The following is a 15,749-nucleotide window of genomic DNA, read 5'->3' on the forward strand; positions in this document are numbered from 1 at the left end:
CTTGATGGGAACGAGACACGAAGCAGGAGACAACATGTCTAGCTACAGCATCGCATTGAACTTCGAAGACGGCGTGACTCGCTTTTTCGAATGCAAGGCGGGCGAGAAGGTCCTCGATGCCGCATTTCGAGCCCGGATCAACTTGCCGATGGATTGCTCCGACGGCGTATGCGGCACCTGCAAATGCCGCGCGGAAAGCGGCGCGTACGACCTCGGCGACGACTATATCGAAGACGCGCTAAGCGACGACGAAAAGGAAACCGGCCTTGTCCTCACGTGCCAGATGGTGCCGCAAAGCGACTGCGTGATTGCAGTGCCGGCATCGTCAGTAGTGTGCAAGACCGAGCAAAGCAAATTTGCCGCGACCGTCGCGAAGGTCGAACCGCATAACGACGCAGCCGTCGTGCTCGAATTCGATGTCGAAGCTGCCGCGCCTGTGTTCCTCGCCGGTCAATACGTCAATATCGATGTGCCGGGCAGCGGGCAGCATCGCTCCTATTCGTTCTCTTCCGCGCCTGGTGCAAGCAAGGTCAGCTTCCTGATCAAAAAGATTGCGGGCGGCGTAATGAGTACCTGGCTCGAATCCGCGCAGCCGGGCGACAAGACCCAATTGACCGGGCCGCTGGGTAGCTTCTATCTGCGCCCCGTCGAGCGGCCGTTGCTCTTTCTTGCGGGTGGCACTGGTTTAGCGCCCTTCTTGTCGATGCTGGAAGTCTTATACCGGACAAACGCGCAGCAAAGGGTTCATCTCATCTACGGTGTGACGCGAGACCTCGACCTCGTGCAAACCGATGCAATAGCTGCGTATGCAATGAAGCTCCCGCACTTCACTTACAGCACCGTCGTGGCCGATGCCGAATCGGATCATCCACGCAAAGGCTGGGTCACGCAGCACATGTCGGCAGAGTCATTGAATGACGGTGACGTCGATGTCTATCTCTGCGGTCCTCCTCCAATGGTCGATGCCGTGCGCAAGTACTTCGACGATACCGGCGTGAAGCCGAATAGCTTCCACTACGAGAAGTTCACCCCTAACGCCGCGCCGGAGACCGCATGAACACCAACCGATTCGCCGGCAAAGTCATGGTGGTCACAGGCGCGGCGCAAGGGATCGGGCGGGGCGTTGCGCTTCGTGCGATCGCGGAAGGAGCGAAGGTTCTATTCGTCGATCGAGCGGACTTCGTGACGGAAGTCGCCGCTGAAGCACAAAGCGATGATGCGGCTGCGTTTGTCGCCGATCTCGAAACCTACGACGGTGCGGCATCGACGATGGCTTTTGCAAAGAACAGGTTCGGTCGGATCGACATTCTCATCAACGGCGTGGGCGGCGCCATTCGCATGCGCCCTTTCGCGGAGTTCGAGCCCGCGCATATCGATGCGGAGATTCGGCGTTCGCTTATGCCAACGCTTTACGCGTGTCATGCCGTGCTTCCGTACATGCTCGCGCAGGGTTGCGGCACCATCGTCAACATTTCATCGAATGCGACTCGCGGGATTCGGCGCGTACCGTACTCCGCGGCGAAGGGCGGCGTGAACGCGATGACTCAATCGCTTGCGATGGAGTACGGCGCGTACAACATCCGCGTCGTTGCGGCTGCGCCCGGCGGGACAGAGGCACCTCCGCGACGAGTGCCTCGTAACGCCTCAGGCGATAGCGAGCAAGAGAAAGCATGGATGGGCGAGGCGGTCAAGCAGGTCACCGAGTCGACCTTCCTCAAGCGTTACGGCACGCTCGACGAGCAGATCGCGCCGATTCTCTTTCTTGCCTCGGATGAGGCGGCGTATATCACGGGTGCGGTGCTGGCCGTGGCGGGTGGGGATAATGGGTGAGACCAATGAACACGCTGCTGCTCAGTGTTCGCAATGGCCCCTCACTCCACCGTGACCGACTCAGCCAGAGTCCGCGGCTTATCCACATCCGTGCAGCCCTTCGATCAATACGGGAACGATATTGCGTTGGGTACGGCGCCGACGATGCCATACATGGCTTCGCTCTCCCAGATGATGTTGTTCTTCGTTGCGTTCAATTCGCTGGTGGCGCTCCTGTACCTACCGTGACGAGCGCGCCATCGGTGACATAGGGCACGATGCCGTCGGCCGCGATGCGTGCGGCCGTCGCGACCTTGCAATCGGCGTCGGCGGGTGCGCAATAGTCGATCGAAAGGACCGGCAGATGGTATCGATCGCGGATGGTCGTGGCCTGCATCAGCAGCCAGTCGCGGTCGGCCTGCGGTACTTCCGTATAGCGTTGCTTGCCTGCATCCCAGCCGCGATACAGCGATTCGAACGCGACCATCCAGGCTGATTCATGCACTTGAGGCAGCACTTCAAAGCCGCGATTGAAGATCAGCTTCGCTTCCGGATAACGCGCCTTGATGGCGCGAATGACGCGCACGAGTCCCGCTTCCTGTGCCGCACGCGCGGCATCGGTCGTGGCGATCAGCTGATACGAATCGAGCGTATCGAGAAAGAAGCCGCGATAACCCTTCTTCCACAACGGTGCGATAACCTTGTTCACGACGAACGCCGGCCATTGCGCCGCCGTTTGATCCACCACATGCGACGCCCACGCCTGATTCACGCCAGGCATCCACGCAGACGGAATTGCCTTGAAGTAAGCGCGATGCGGATTCACTTCGCCGATGCTCACGTAAGCAAACCACGCCGTGTGCGTATCCGCATGAGCTTGCGGATCGAAATGTGCATCGGGCTCGACTACGACGACATCGAAACCGGTGAGTTCCTCGACAGGCGGATTTGCGCCGTAATACAGCGCGACCGATGGCGTTTGCGCGTGCGCGGCCGTCACCATCGCCCCGAAGGCGGCGATCCGCGCGAAATGCAGCAATGCGCGCAGGCCAGATCGTCGGACGAATTTGTTCATGTCGTTAAGCCACTCCGCCGCGCAGCATGTAAGTCTCGTATTCGAGAGACAGGAACTTGCGGTCGAGCAGCTTCACGGCGGCCACCACGACGACGAGCAACGCCAGTGCGAACCCATAGCCGTAGAGATCCGGTCCGAGCCGCAACGTAATGCCCGTGAAAAGGCCATTCAACAGAACGAACGCGCCGGTGAGCTTCATGACGGTGCGTCGTCCATCGAGATAGAAGAAGACGTTGAGCAGGCCGAGCAGCAGCACTTGCAGACTCGCGGACACGACATCGACGACCAAAAGCGGCATATACAAGGGCGAGATGCCGAGCAAGCCCAGCACGCGCTCACCGAACGCGACGATCAGCAGCAGCACCACCGTCTGCACCTTGATGATTTCATAGAGCCCGGCACGCACGCTGCCCACCATCATGTCGCGCATCTCGCTGATATGGCGCAGCGTCGCGCCGCTGCGCACGGCGTCGTAGAACGCGTCGTAGTATTCGACGAAGTCCGCTTCGATACGCACGAGGAACGTCGCCATGCCCGGCATCACGCATACGTAAGCGATAAAAATGGGGATGTCGTAGATCACCGATGCATTCAGCGGCCCAATGACTCGCGTACCCGTGCCCGGCGCATACCAGAACATGAACTTGTCGAGCCACACGCCGATATTGAACAGCAAGCCGACGAGCGCGAGACTAGGATAGGCATAACGTCCTTCGAACACTTCGAACGACACGAAGCGCTCGCTGCGATAGTTCCGGTAAATCAAGCCCGACAAACCCGCCAGCAAGACGATATGGCCGGCCACGAAGCCGCCCAGCAAACCGATGAGTCCATAGCCGTTCAGTGCGAGCGCAAGACAAACGACGCACGCATAACCCACGGCAAACACGTAAAGAATCTGCCGATACTGCTTCACGCTCGACAGAAAGATCACCGCGATCCAGATATTGCTGACCACGACGAAGCCGGTAATCATCAACAGGCGATAGACGATCGGCTCTTCACGAAAGCCTAGTAACATCGCAACGACCGCAACCACGCTCGAAAGAGCCGAAGACACGAGCACGACGCCGTTGTAATTGGACAGCACGAGGTCATCGCGCTTCTCGAACAAGCGGTCGGAAATGAAGCGCGTGAACGAGAGTTGCAACGGTCCTGTCAATATCAGACTAAGCGCGATCAAATATGTTACCGACACCTGAAACTGCACGATCGCAAACTTCGGTATGACTGAAGCCAGGCTGATGAGCCCGATGATCAAAATGCCGAAGATCGACAGAATGAGCGGACCTGAACTGATCAACCCTGCATAGGCATACGCGCGCGCCACGCCCGCGAGCGTGTCGCGGCGCATGATCTTGCGCAATTCGAAACCAATGCCGGCCATCAGCGTGACTCCTGCGATGCAAGCGGCTCTTTCGCGGCGCCTGCCGGTTTGTGATGATGCATCGGGCATTGCGCGGCGCTGGCCGACATGCCGCTGCGCGCGCGATCCGGCAGTGCCGACAGACGGTCATACAGCGCGCGATAACGGTCGATCATCTGCTTCTTCGTGTAATAGCGGCGCACGCGTGCGAGACCGGCTTGTTGTGCGGCTTGCCAGCGCGTTTCATCCGCGAGCAAGGACAGCACGGCCTGCGCGAACGCGGCCGGGTCCGCAAGCTGCACGACGCCGCCCGCCGATCCGAGCGCGCGATCTTCCTCATCCACGCCTTCGATCAATTGGCGGCACGACCCGACATCCGTCGTGATGGCCGGCACGCCCGCTGCGAAACCTTCGAGCACCACGAGCGGCAGCGCTTCGCTGATCGAGGTCAGTGCGATGACATCGACTTGCGGCAGCATGTCGTCAATACGCTGAAAGCCGAGAAACCTGAGATTGCGGCTCAAGCCGAGACTCTCCACCAATGCGCGGCATTCGAGCGCATAAGCGGGATCTTCTTCTTCCGGTCCGATGATCCAGCCTTCCAGGTCCGGCATGCTGCGCGACGCGATGAAGATCGCGCGAATGAAAGTCTTGATGTCCTTGATCGGCACCACGCGTCCGATCAGCGCAACCACGCGATTCGAACGCGGCTTGCGTTGCGCGACGAGCGGCCCGAGCGCATCGACGTCGATGCCGTTGGGGATACACTGCGTGCGCTCGGCACGCGCACCGTCCATCACCTGACGCTGGCGATTCGCTTCGTAGAGCGCGACGATATCGTCGGCGGCGTCGTAGGCAAGCTTGCCGATCGCTTCGAAGAAACGCACCCACAGTTCGCGGAAGTAACTCACCCGCGAGATGTCGCGTTCGAACACACCGCGGTTGTCGCGAATCCACTGGCTTTGCAGCAAGTCGATCTTGCGTTCCTTCGTATAGATGCCATGCTCGGAGATCAGCAAGGGCCGTCCGGTACGGTAGTGCATCAACGCGCCGAGAAAGCCGCTATATCCCGTCGATACCGTGTGATAAACCTTGGCCGGCAACAACTGCTCCGCCACGCGCGCAAGCTGCCACAGCGGCTTGTGCATGATACGCACGGTCCAGAAGTAATCGGTAAAGGACGGGTCCGTGCAGAACTGCTCGTATTGATCGACGATGGTATGCCACGCCGCGCGGCTCGTGAGGAACTGCTCTTCGTTGAGCGCGCCGCTCGTGCCGATCATCGGGATCATGTCGGCGAGCAACGCGCCAGCATCGCGGCCGTTACGCGGGTCGCGCAAGGTGTCGTGCAACTGCTGCGAGCGCACGAATGCGGCGCTGTCGCCAGCGGCCGCGCGCGGCGTGAAATCCGCCGTGGCCGGCTCGTACAGGTAATGCGTTTCGATATGCACGACGTTGTCGGGCAATGCATAAGCGACGCCCGCATAGTCCGACTTCTGGCTGCCTATGAAGACGATCGCGAAGCGTGTGTCGGGGTAAGAGCGGATCATCTCGTTGACCCAGCTCGATACGCCGCCGCGCACGAACGGGAACGTGCCTTCGAGGAGAAGGCAGACATCGGCATCGGCGGCGCGGCGGATCGGGAGTTCTTTCATCATGACCAGTACTTCACAACCGGTTTGAGCGTGGGCAACGAAGCGGCATTGCCGAGCGTCGCCAGAAGGCTCGCCACGCGTGAATATTCGCCGCGCAGAAAGTCCGCTTCGGCAAGCCAGGGAACGAGACGTTCGCGCGGAAAGCCGAGCTCGAGCGCGCAGCCAATGTGTTCATGCGCTTCATCGGGCAAGCCGCTTGCGAGCGCCAAACGTCCGCGAATGAGCCACAGTGCGGCATCCGATGAATCGGTTTCGAGCGCGGCCTGCGCGTAGCGGTCGGCTTGCTGCAGCGTGTGCTTATAGACCGCGCCTTGCACGAGATTCTGGTACACGAGCTCGAAGTAGAGTTCGGCAAGCAGACGATTCAGCGCGTGACGCTCGGCCGGCTTCCCGGTTGCTTCGAGCGTTTTGCTCGTTCTGAAGATTTTCTGCATGATCTCGTTCTCGGCATGGTCCAACGTGCCGTATGCAATCAGGCGAATATCTTCCAGGGGATCGGCGAGCAAGTCGCGCAGCAAGGTGCCGGTGGTGCGGGTCGGCATGCTCTGAATGGCAACCAACGCGGACAGTCGATCCGTCGATGCCACCTGCGTGTTCGCAAGACGTGCCTGCAAGCGCGCGCCGCCGCCATGCTGAACGCGCGACACCAGATACGTGACGAACTTGGGACGCGCGACATCGTCGAGTTCGCCGCTTTCCTTGAGCGCGGGAAAGAGCGCTGCCCAGATGCAGCTCACGAGCACCACGACGCCACCCAAGAGCGGTACGAACGTGCACGCAAGCCACAACGAGAGCAACGACCACGCGAGCGGCTCGCGATAGTTCCGCGGCAACCAGGCGCGAAACGCAACGGCTTCGGCCAGACCCGCTGCGGCCTGCCAAGCCAGGAAGCGCATGAGCGGATCGAACGCGCCCGGCGCCTGCATCAGGCTCGCAATCGCAAGGTATTGCACGATTCCCGCGACGATAGCCGCGAGCGCGCCGAGGAGGAGTGAGGACCCTTTAGACATCGAGGCCACTTCGCTTGAGAAGACGCTTGAGCGCCGCGCCAGGTTCCTCGCCTCCGAGATGCAGCGTATGCACGCCAACGCGCGCGCCTTCGAGGTCGGTATTGAACTGCGCTTTCAGACTTGCTTCGATACGCGCGAGATAGCCGTCGATGCCGGTCGTATCCGTTGCGGGCATGAGATTGAGCAGCACGGATTGCCGCGGCGTCTGCAGGGGCCACATGACGTCGAGCGAACGGCGGCGGCGTATGACGTGTTCGAAGAGTTCATCGCCTTCTTCATCGCGCGGAAACACGAGCGCGACCAGCGAGGAAGCCACGCCCGCTTTCTTCTGCAGACGCGTCAGACGGCCGAGATCGAGCGCGAATTCATGCGGACAATCGGGTACCTGATCGACAATGCGCTGCACGAAGGACGCGTGCGCCACGCCATCGGCGTAGTAACCCAACAGCACCAGCAGGAGTTGCAGATTGTCGAAGTTGAGCGACAGGAACGGCATGCGCTTGATGACGAGCAACGCACGCAATTCGCCATCGGCGGAAACCAGCGGCGCGCAGACGAGATACTCGCTGACCGGCACGGTCGAATCGACGTTCTTCAGATGCGCGACGTTTTGCGTGGCGAGCGCATGCATGACGAGTTCATCGTCGAGCTTGAGCGTGAAGGCATCGCCGAGTTGGGCGATCGGCTCCATGCCCAGTTTGCCGCGATGCACCGGAAAAAGCGCGGCCACTTCAATTTGACATGCTTGCGCGATGAACTCGAGCAGGCCATCCGCGCCGCGCATCGATGAATCGTTCTTCGCCGTGTCGCCGGCGACGGAAAGCCGCCGCAACTCGGTGATCGAATCGCGCAACGTCGTCGGACGCGACAGCAGATCCTTCTCAAGCCGCTCATGCGAAAGACGCAGCAAGTAGTGACTGTTGGTCAACGCAACGAGGCGGTCGTTCAGATAATCGTTCAGCGACGATGCACGTTCCGCGCGGCTGCCCCACGTATCGCCGAAATGACCGGCAAGGATCGTCTGACAAAGACCGCCCGCGAAATACAACGCGGGAAACGTGCCGCCCGGCGGATAGAACAACTCCCACACACCGAACATGATGGAGCTGGACAGCAAGCCGAGCAGCGTACCGTAGCGCAACGCGACGAGCAGCGGCACCATCCATAGCCACGGAAAGCCGCCGCGCACGAGTAAGGGATCGTCATGCTGAAGCCAGCGCGCGACAGACAGCATGATGAGCATCAGCGCGACGCTTTCGACGATAGCGAAGGGCCGCGCCACCGCGGGCGCGAGAAAGCGGCGCACGCGGCCCAGATTGCCGAACGGATGCGCGTGGCGCTTGGCGGCGCCCGGGTTGGTTTCGACGGCTGCGGTATTCACGGCCATTTCCTTTTCTTGTCTCGTGCTTATTTCGTATCGGCCTGCATTCTGTATGTCGGCGGCAGGCGGGCAAGCTTGATCGGCGACTTACTGGCGCGCTTGCAACGGCGACAGCACATTGCCGATCAAAGTGGTCGCCACACTCGACAGTGCCGAGCGGCTCCAGCCCGTACGCGTTCCCGTTGCGCTCCAGACGACCGAGCCGTTCGCGACATCGATCAGTTCGAAGGTCACGCCCACTACCGGTTCGCCATCTACGCCGGTCTTGTAGCGCCATTCCTCGACCGCGCCCGTCAGCACATAGCGCGCGTTTTGCGAGCGTGCCCATTCGAGCGACTTGTCGCCATCGCCGCGTTGCGCGTTATCGAAGAGCGCGTTGCGGTTGGTATCGGCGGGAGCGATACGTACATCACCGACACCGCCTGCGCGCAGCGTATTCGCCGCGATGGATTCGGCGCTCTTGCCCGCATCCGGCGTTTCCGTGTAGTTGGCGATGGACACGACAGCCACCTTGTCGCCATGCGTGAGCGTCGGGCCGGCCGTCTGACGCACCGTTCCGCATGCGCTCATTGCAAGCGCGAGCGCGGTTGCCGCCACACACCATGCGCCTGAACGCGCGAGTCGTTTGATACCGTGCATGTTGCTTCCCCTTCCGTGGATCCAGAATCGTTTCAATAAAACCAGCTATAGCGCGCACCGATTTGCGTGACCGGCGTACCGAGACGCGACACACGCTGATGCGAGAAATAAAGCGCCGCATGATCGCCGCCGAACACGGTGCCCGCGAGGCCAAGACTGATGGACGGTCCCCAGCCCTGATTCGAGTCGTGCAGCACGCCTGCATCGAAGAATGGCCGCCATGCGCGCGTGTATTGATCGAGCAGATCGTTGCCGAAACCGAAGAACAGGCCGTATTGCGAGTAGCTTTGCGGAATGAAGCTCGCCGCACTCACCGGACCGGCGGTCACCGGAATGAGGCGCGAGATCAGGCCATCGGCGGCGCCACTTGCGCCGTATCCGCCATGCGCGCCCATCAGGCGCAGCGTGTAGTCCGGATAATTCGTGCGAATGCGATAACCGAGCTCGCCCGTCGACAGCACGCCGCTACCGAGATAGTTACGCGCCTGGCTATAGAAGCGATCGGCTTCGACCGTGCCCGTGGCATAGAGGCTTTCCGTCGCGCGATACGTCACGGTGCCTGCGACGTTGTCCTTCACACCGCCCACTTGCAACACTTGCGACTCACGTGCGGTCTGGTTGTAGCCCGCCTTCACGGCGAGCGACAACGCGGAATTTCGGCCCCATTCGGCACCCACCGATACGCTGTAAAAACTGTCGAGCGCTTCGCGGCGGCCCACGGTGACCATGAACGCCGTGTCGTAAGTCTGGCGGCGCGCGAAGACTTCCAACGAGCGATCCACCGAAGGGACATCGGTGAGTTGCGATGAATCCGTCGAATGCTGGAAGCGTTGAACGCCCTTCACGCCGATCATGTATTTGTCCGCGATCTTGAGGCTGCCGCCAAGCGTCTGCTGGATGTAATCGAGCGGATGTTCGACATAACTCGTGACGCTTGCATCGAGCGATTGCGGCCACGTCAGTGAGGTCTGCACAAGGCGGCCATGCAGTTCATCGTCATAGGGCGCATCTTCGAGGCCTTGAAACGCGAGCTTTTGTGCATCGCCCGGACGATCCACCGCGATCGATGCATCGATACGGTCATAGATCGGCAAACGCGCCTTCTGATCATCGAGAAGACGTTCCATCGCGGGCTTGTCGTTGTCGGCAAGCGCAATGGCGATCAACTGCTCCGAAGGCTGAACCAGCACGTCGGCGTATTGACGCGCGAGCCAGCGCTTCGCCAACGGATTCGCTTCGTGCGACATGGCCCAGGCAAGCGCGACATCGCGTGCAACGGACGAGGTCAGTTGTGTCTCTTTCGGAGATGCACTCGCGTTCGATGCCTTCAATTGCGCAGCGGGCAAACCGGCCGTATCGCCCAGCAAGGTGCGGCGTGCGGCGGTGTCGTCGTTGCGCCCGGCATCGGTTGCGAGCAGGTCGATGAGCAATGCCTTCGATACATCCGCGTTCTCGAATATCGATGCCAGCGTCACGCGCCGGCCTTGCAGTTGTTCACGCACTTCACTGCCTTGTGATTGGCGCGTCTGCACGATGTTCTTTCCCACCGCCGTGTTCGCGCGAACGGCCGCTTCCTCGTCCTGCATCTGGCGCCAGACATTGCGGCGAATGGACCATGCGAGATCGCTGCGTCCGGCCATCTCTTGCGCCTCGGCATAGCTCAACTGCCACAGCGGATCACGCGATGCGGACGCCGCTTGCAGACGCAAGTACTTGAGCGCGGCTTCAGGCTTGTTCAAGCGCATATAGGCAGCAGCGAGCGGGCCCCACAACGCGGGCTCTTGCGCGGGCGTATCGCGCCATGGCTTGAGCGCGTCGTGCAATTGCGCATCCGTGCCGTAGTCGACGAGCGTCCAGAGCAATGCCGCGCGCAAGTCGAGCGCGGCACCCGGCAGCGTGACGGCATGTTGAAGATCGGCGAGCGCATCGAGCGGACGGTTCGTCTGTCGATAGTATTCGGCGCGAATGCGCAGGAACGACGGCGACTCGGACGCAACGGCGAGTTGCTCCGGGCTCAGGCTTTTGAGCAATGCATCGGCGCGATCGTATTGCTCGGCATCGGTGTAATAGTGAACTGCGCTTTCCAGCGAGCGCGGCGAACGATCGCGGCGATACTGCAACTCCGAGGTGCGAGCGGCATCGACTGGATAAGCGTCGTAGAAGTACGTCATGGCGCTCAAGTCTTCGGGCGTGGCCTCGCCGCTTGCAAGCAGATGCTTGTACGCGTCGTTGGCGATGTCATCCCGTTGCAGAAGACGCGCGAGTTGCGCCGCGTTGCGCCAGAACAGAATGTCATCGTTCCTGGCGCCTTGGCGTGCAGCGAGCAAGGCATCGAGCGCACCCTTGTAGTCGCCATGACGATACAAAAGGCTCGCGGTGCGCAATGCGTATTGCGTGTTCGCCGGATTGCGCTTGTTCAGCGCGCGATAAGCGGCGAGCGCTTCGTCGTCGTGGCCCGAGCGTTCCGCGAGTTGGCCAAGCCGCAAAACGATGGCCTCGTTCGATATCGTGCGCTGACGGGTGCGCAGGAACGCCAGTGCATCGTCCGGACGGCCGAGACGTTCGTATGCCGCGACGACCGAGTCGAGCAGCTTGAGATCGGCGGGTGCGGCATTCGATGCCTGGATCAACGCGGCGAGATACGCGTTGTCGTCGTTGAGCATCGGAGCCAGACGCATGACGTTTTTCCAGCCTTCCGGGTCGTGCGTGGCTTGCGCGTAAGCGAGCCACATCTTGAGCGCGAGCGGCGACGCGTGATTCCATTCGGATACTTGAGCGAGCCGCTTCGTCCACACCGTCGAGCCGGGATTCTTCTCGACCTGTTCGCTCGCGACGCGCTGTGCGTTCTGCAAGTCGTTCGATTCGAGGAACGATTGGTACAGGAGACCCGGGACATCGTCCGTGGCGTTCGGAGCCGATGCAGGCGTGGCAACACGAACGACATGCACATCGTGACGGTGCGTATGCATCGGCTGCGAACCATCCATGTACGCATATTCTTTCTGTGATGCGCGCTCGCGAAGATACGCGACCAGCCGTAGCGCGCCGTCTTCATCCGTTGGCTGCGCTTGCGCATAACCCGCGAGCGCCTTTGCATAACGATCCACGAGGTCCGGCCGATGCGCCGCGCGCGCCAGATTCAGCAGCACGACAAGCGTCGCGTGATCGTGCGCGAACGCCGCGCCATGTTCCTTCGCGGCGCCAAGCGCTTCATCGAGCAGATTGCCCGACTGTAGCGCGCGAATGCCGTTGATGAAGCAATCACGCTTCGTATCGAACGTGGGTGCCTTCGCTTGCAAACGGAACCAGCCTTCCGCCGCGCCGCGATAGTCGCCGCCATACATGGCAAAGCGCACCACTTCGCGATTCCAGCGCGTCTGTCGTGCCGGGTCCTGCACGGCAAGCCGCGCATAGAGCTGCCCCGCAAGCTGTTGCGCATTTGCGGATGCAGCCGCTTCGGCCAGCATTTGCAAGTCCGCATTCGACCACGACAGCGCCGCCGCGTTGGTCAGTTGCGTGCGCAGGCGAACCAGCGCGGCCTCGCGGCCCGGATCGTTCGCGGGCAATGCGAAGGTCTCGCGCGTATCCACGGTCAGGCGCAGCAACTGTGCGGCGCGATGAAGCTCGTCACCAGGCGCGGCGGCCATGCGGTCAGCAATGCGGCGCGCATCTTCATCGCGCCCGAGACGCACGTATTGCGTGCCGAGCACCGAGAGAATCTCCGTGTTGCCGGGCTGCACGCGCAGCCACGCTTCAAGATAAGCGATGCTGAGATCGCTCGGTGCATCGGTGGATGTCAAGCGGTTGCGCAATCCGCCACGCGGATGCATGAACCATAGCGTGATCAACACGACGCCCGCGAGCAACATCACGAGCCACGTTGGCGCAATACGAGGGCGATTAACGAGCACAGGCGACCTCGACCGGCTTGTAGTTCAAGATAGATCCGACGTCGGCCGACGTCTCGAAGCGCAGGAAATCGCCATCGCGTCGAGCAGCAACGCTCCGACCGTTGACGCGGACCTTGCACTGCTGCGCGTTCGCTACCCTGACGAACGGCTGATAGTGGCCGGCAAATTCGAACTGCATGCCTTTCGACGTGCGGCGAAAGTTGCGCACGAAACCATTTGCCTCTTCGATATACGGCGCGGTCGTTGTACCGCCCATGGCAAAACGCGCACTGCCGTTATCGATATGGATGTAAGTACCGTCAGGCCCCGGCGCGAAACCCGTGACGCCCGAAGCATCATCGACCGATGGCTTTGCCGCTTGCGGCCAGTGCAATTCGCGCACTTCGCCATTGCCGCGCACGAGCCATTGACCGGACTTCGAATCGATGTCTTTTGCCACCGCGAAGGTATGCCAGTCAAGCACCTTGCGGATGTACTCGCTCACATAGACCGGCATCACCGGCTGCTTGAGTGTCGTCGAAAAGATCTGATCCAACGCGCGCAGCGACGCCACCTTGGTGCCGCTATACATGTGGTAATAGATGTCGATCGGCTTGAAGCGCTGCGGACGCTCGGTCATCGCGAACGTTTCCAGCACGCGCGTGAAGCCATAGAATGGACCTTGCCAGTCGTTGGTATAGACGTTCTCGTCTTGATTCGGCGCATAGACCTGATATGCGCCGGGTCCCTTGTCCACACCGACCGGCGCGATATTGGTCCAGCTATTGGCCGACTTCGTGATGACCGTATCGCCGCCATTGAAGTTGTAGACGCCCGCCTCGGCCACCTTGCGCACGACGAAGCCAGGCGGACGGCAGTCACCAGACCATTGCAGGAGCACGGTCTTCTTGCCGGCAGGTGCAAGACGCGAGTTGATATAGTCGATCGAGCCCGTGATCTCACGATCGATATTGAAGCGATATCCCGGGATATTCAACGAGAACGCCGCGTCGCCACCGCCGCGATCCATCTGTGCGCCCTTGCTGTCGACCTGTTCCCACTGAAACGGATGCGAGTACGTATGCGTGCCGATCTCGACATGCGGCAGCGCGAACATCTTGCGCGCGATGGCTTCCAGACGGGGCGAGATATCCGGATGCAGACCGGCAGGACCGACTTCGCCTTCGATGACGGAGAGCGTCATCGGCACTTGATAGCGCGTGAATATCTGCTGATACAACGCTTCGCCCGAGTAGTCGGGACCGGGGAATTCCGCGCGTGAGGCGAAGCCATCGCCATCCACGTGCGACATGAAAAGGCGTCGGCCGTTTTCCGTCGTCACGCTCGGCGCGGGCATGTCTTGCAGATGCAGCGCCGCCTTCATGAAGGCCATCGGTTGAATGGCCCAGCGTTCCTGTTCGATGCTGTCCAACGATACGACTGTGTAAGGACTCAGCGCGTACCCGCCCCACGGCGTGAGCGCGACTTGGTCCACCTCCTCTCCGCTTGCCGAGACGCGCAGCAAAGCTTGACTGCGCGGACCCACGCGCACCCCTTGCAGATCGCGCGGTTCCGGTTTCGGGCTGATCTCGAAGCCGATCATCGGATCGCTCTTGACGACCGTGACGGGCGCCGCGAACGTTCCGCCGACCGGTTGCAGATCGAGCGCGGCGCCAGCGGAACCGGCTGCATCGAAACCGAACTGACCGAGAAACGCGACAGGAATGTGATCCGCCATGCGCGCGGCAACCCATCGTTGCCAGACTTGTGCATCGGGCACCGCGCCGCGCTGAATCCATGCGACCACGCCTGCGTAACGGTCGGGTGTGATGTTATCCGGCAAGCGCGACGAAAAGTCGGCGTACTCGACGTCGTAGCCCATGTAATTGAGCGGCGTGGCGAGGTCACGCACCCCCGCGCTTAAATCGAGCGGGTCCTTGGTATCGCGGTCCTGCACGACGAGAATCTTGCGCGGCAGCACTTCTATCTTGCCGATGCCGACCACATCGCGCGCCTTGCTCGTCACGTAAGGCAGCATGCCTGCGGACACGACGCGGCTCGCTGTATCGCGCGCGCACTGCCGGTCGTTGCGATTGCAATACTCGATCGACACGACCGGCACGCCGCTCTGCTGCGTGAATTCGCGCGCCGCCGCCATGCGCCGTGCGCGCAACGCTTCAGGAACTTCCGTGAACTGACCACTTTCGTCTATACCGCGAATCAGCGAATCGCCGACGACCGCATACAGCGCGCTTGCATAGGGCAACGCGCTTTGCGCAATGTTCTCGCCACCCGCGATAAGACGCGCGTCCGGATGCGCCGCATGAATTCGAAGGGCTGCGGCAAGAGCGATTGGCGTATCGAGGAAAAATCCGCGATAACCACGCTGCCACAGCGCTTCGATTTCAGCGGCATTGCCGCTTTGACTACGCGCGATCCATGTCGTATGCGCGAGCGGATGCATGGACGGATCGAAGCCCGCTACCGGGTCGAGGACCACTGCGTCGAATGCCTGCAATTGATCGACAGGCGGATTCGCCGCGTAATAGAAAGCGATATTGGGTTGAGATGCAGCGGACTGTGAAGCGCGCGGCGCATTGGACTGCAGCGCCGCCGCTTGCGCATAAGCGATGAACGGATCAAGGCCCGCCGTGCTCAACAGAACGGCTGCCATTACGCGCATCACGAAACGTTCAGGCGCACGTTCCGCACGCGCGCAAGAGAACATACCGGCGCGTGCCCGGGTCCACTTCTCCATCGGCAAGATCTTTTCCCCGTTTGATTTTTATACGAGTGCAGCCCGCTTTTCTCAAGGACATCGCCTTGAGGAAATCGTCACCGCAAGCTCATTCGGCTAGCCGCAATCGCGCTACGCAAAGCCCGCGTTGCGCGGGTCGCGAAGCAATATTTTTTTGCTTAAATGC

Annotated in this window: 9 protein-coding genes and 1 pseudogene; 2 read left to right on the forward strand and 8 right to left on the reverse strand. The window is 61.1% G+C overall.

Annotation, left to right across the window (positions count from 1 at the left end):
- The first annotated feature begins 34 nt into the window (after positions 1-34).
- A complete protein-coding gene (gene benC / locus NCT03_RS14875; RefSeq protein WP_250492978.1) occupies positions 35-1,057 on the forward strand; it encodes a benzoate 1,2-dioxygenase electron transfer component BenC in 1,023 nt (340 codons plus the stop codon).
- Entirely contained in the window at positions 1,054-1,830 is a 777-nt protein-coding gene (gene benD / locus NCT03_RS14880; RefSeq protein ID WP_250492979.1) for a benzoate diol dehydrogenase BenD, read from the forward strand. Before benC ends, benD begins: the two co-directional genes overlap by 4 nt.
- A gap of 211 nt (positions 1,831-2,041) precedes the next feature.
- Here the strand turns inward: benD and NCT03_RS14885 are convergent.
- The 8 genes and pseudogenes from NCT03_RS14885 to NCT03_RS14920 all read right to left on the reverse strand — a co-directional run.
- Positions 2,042-2,884: pseudogene (locus NCT03_RS14885) on the reverse strand (endo alpha-1,4 polygalactosaminidase); the annotation flags it as partial.
- 4 nt (positions 2,885-2,888) lie between these two features.
- The gene (gene pelG, locus NCT03_RS14890) at positions 2,889-4,271 is read right to left on the reverse strand and encodes an exopolysaccharide Pel transporter PelG (RefSeq protein ID WP_250492980.1); all 1,383 of its coding nucleotides are present in this window, start codon (positions 4,269-4,271) and stop codon (positions 2,889-2,891) included.
- A complete protein-coding gene (gene pelF / locus NCT03_RS14895; RefSeq protein ID WP_250492981.1) occupies positions 4,271-5,908 on the reverse strand; it encodes a GT4 family glycosyltransferase PelF in 1,638 nt (545 codons plus the stop codon). Before pelF ends, pelG begins: the two co-directional genes overlap by 1 nt.
- Complete coding sequence (locus NCT03_RS14900) at positions 5,905-6,915, reverse strand: hypothetical protein (protein WP_250492982.1); 1,011 nt, start codon at positions 6,913-6,915, stop codon at positions 5,905-5,907. Before NCT03_RS14900 ends, pelF begins: the two co-directional genes overlap by 4 nt.
- Positions 6,908-8,296, reverse strand: a complete 1,389-nt coding sequence (locus NCT03_RS14905; protein WP_250492983.1) for a PelD GGDEF domain-containing protein — start codon at positions 8,294-8,296, stop codon at positions 6,908-6,910. Before NCT03_RS14905 ends, NCT03_RS14900 begins: the two co-directional genes overlap by 8 nt.
- Before the next feature lie 87 nt (positions 8,297-8,383).
- Positions 8,384-8,935, reverse strand: coding sequence for an LpoB-related protein (locus NCT03_RS14910; RefSeq protein ID WP_250467609.1), 552 nt, complete (start codon positions 8,933-8,935; stop codon positions 8,384-8,386).
- 32 nt (positions 8,936-8,967) lie between these two features.
- Positions 8,968-12,846: a tetratricopeptide repeat protein gene (locus NCT03_RS14915; protein WP_250492984.1), complete on the reverse strand. Its 3,879-nt coding sequence runs from the start codon at positions 12,844-12,846 to the stop codon at positions 8,968-8,970.
- The gene (locus tag NCT03_RS14920; protein WP_250492985.1) at positions 12,836-15,499 is read right to left on the reverse strand and encodes a bifunctional glycoside hydrolase/polysaccharide deacetylase family protein; all 2,664 of its coding nucleotides are present in this window, start codon (positions 15,497-15,499) and stop codon (positions 12,836-12,838) included. The genes NCT03_RS14915 and NCT03_RS14920 overlap by 11 nt, the downstream gene beginning before the upstream one ends.
- Positions 15,500-15,749 lie beyond the last annotated feature (250 nt).

The sequence above is a fragment of the Caballeronia sp. GAWG1-1 genome, from assembly GCF_023631465.1.
GTDB lineage: Bacteria > Pseudomonadota > Gammaproteobacteria > Burkholderiales > Burkholderiaceae > Caballeronia.

What these genes read in the sequence shown, in the direction of transcription:
- benC (WP_250492978.1), top strand. Translation starts at nt 35, where the DNA reads ATGTCTAGCTACAGCATCGCATTGAACTTCGAAGACGGCGTGACTCGC.
- NCT03_RS14920 (WP_250492985.1), bottom strand. Translation starts at nt 15,499, where the DNA reads ATGGCAGCCGTTCTGTTGAGCACGGCGGGCCTTGATCCGTTCATCGCT.
- pelG (WP_250492980.1), bottom strand. Translation starts at nt 4,271, where the DNA reads ATGGCCGGCATTGGTTTCGAATTGCGCAAGATCATGCGCCGCGACACG.
- benD (WP_250492979.1), top strand. Translation starts at nt 1,054, where the DNA reads ATGAACACCAACCGATTCGCCGGCAAAGTCATGGTGGTCACAGGCGCG.
- NCT03_RS14900 (WP_250492982.1), bottom strand. Translation starts at nt 6,915, where the DNA reads ATGTCTAAAGGGTCCTCACTCCTCCTCGGCGCGCTCGCGGCTATCGTC.
- pelF (WP_250492981.1), bottom strand. Translation starts at nt 5,908, where the DNA reads ATGATGAAAGAACTCCCGATCCGCCGCGCCGCCGATGCCGATGTCTGC.
- NCT03_RS14910 (WP_250467609.1), bottom strand. Translation starts at nt 8,935, where the DNA reads ATGCACGGTATCAAACGACTCGCGCGTTCAGGCGCATGGTGTGTGGCG.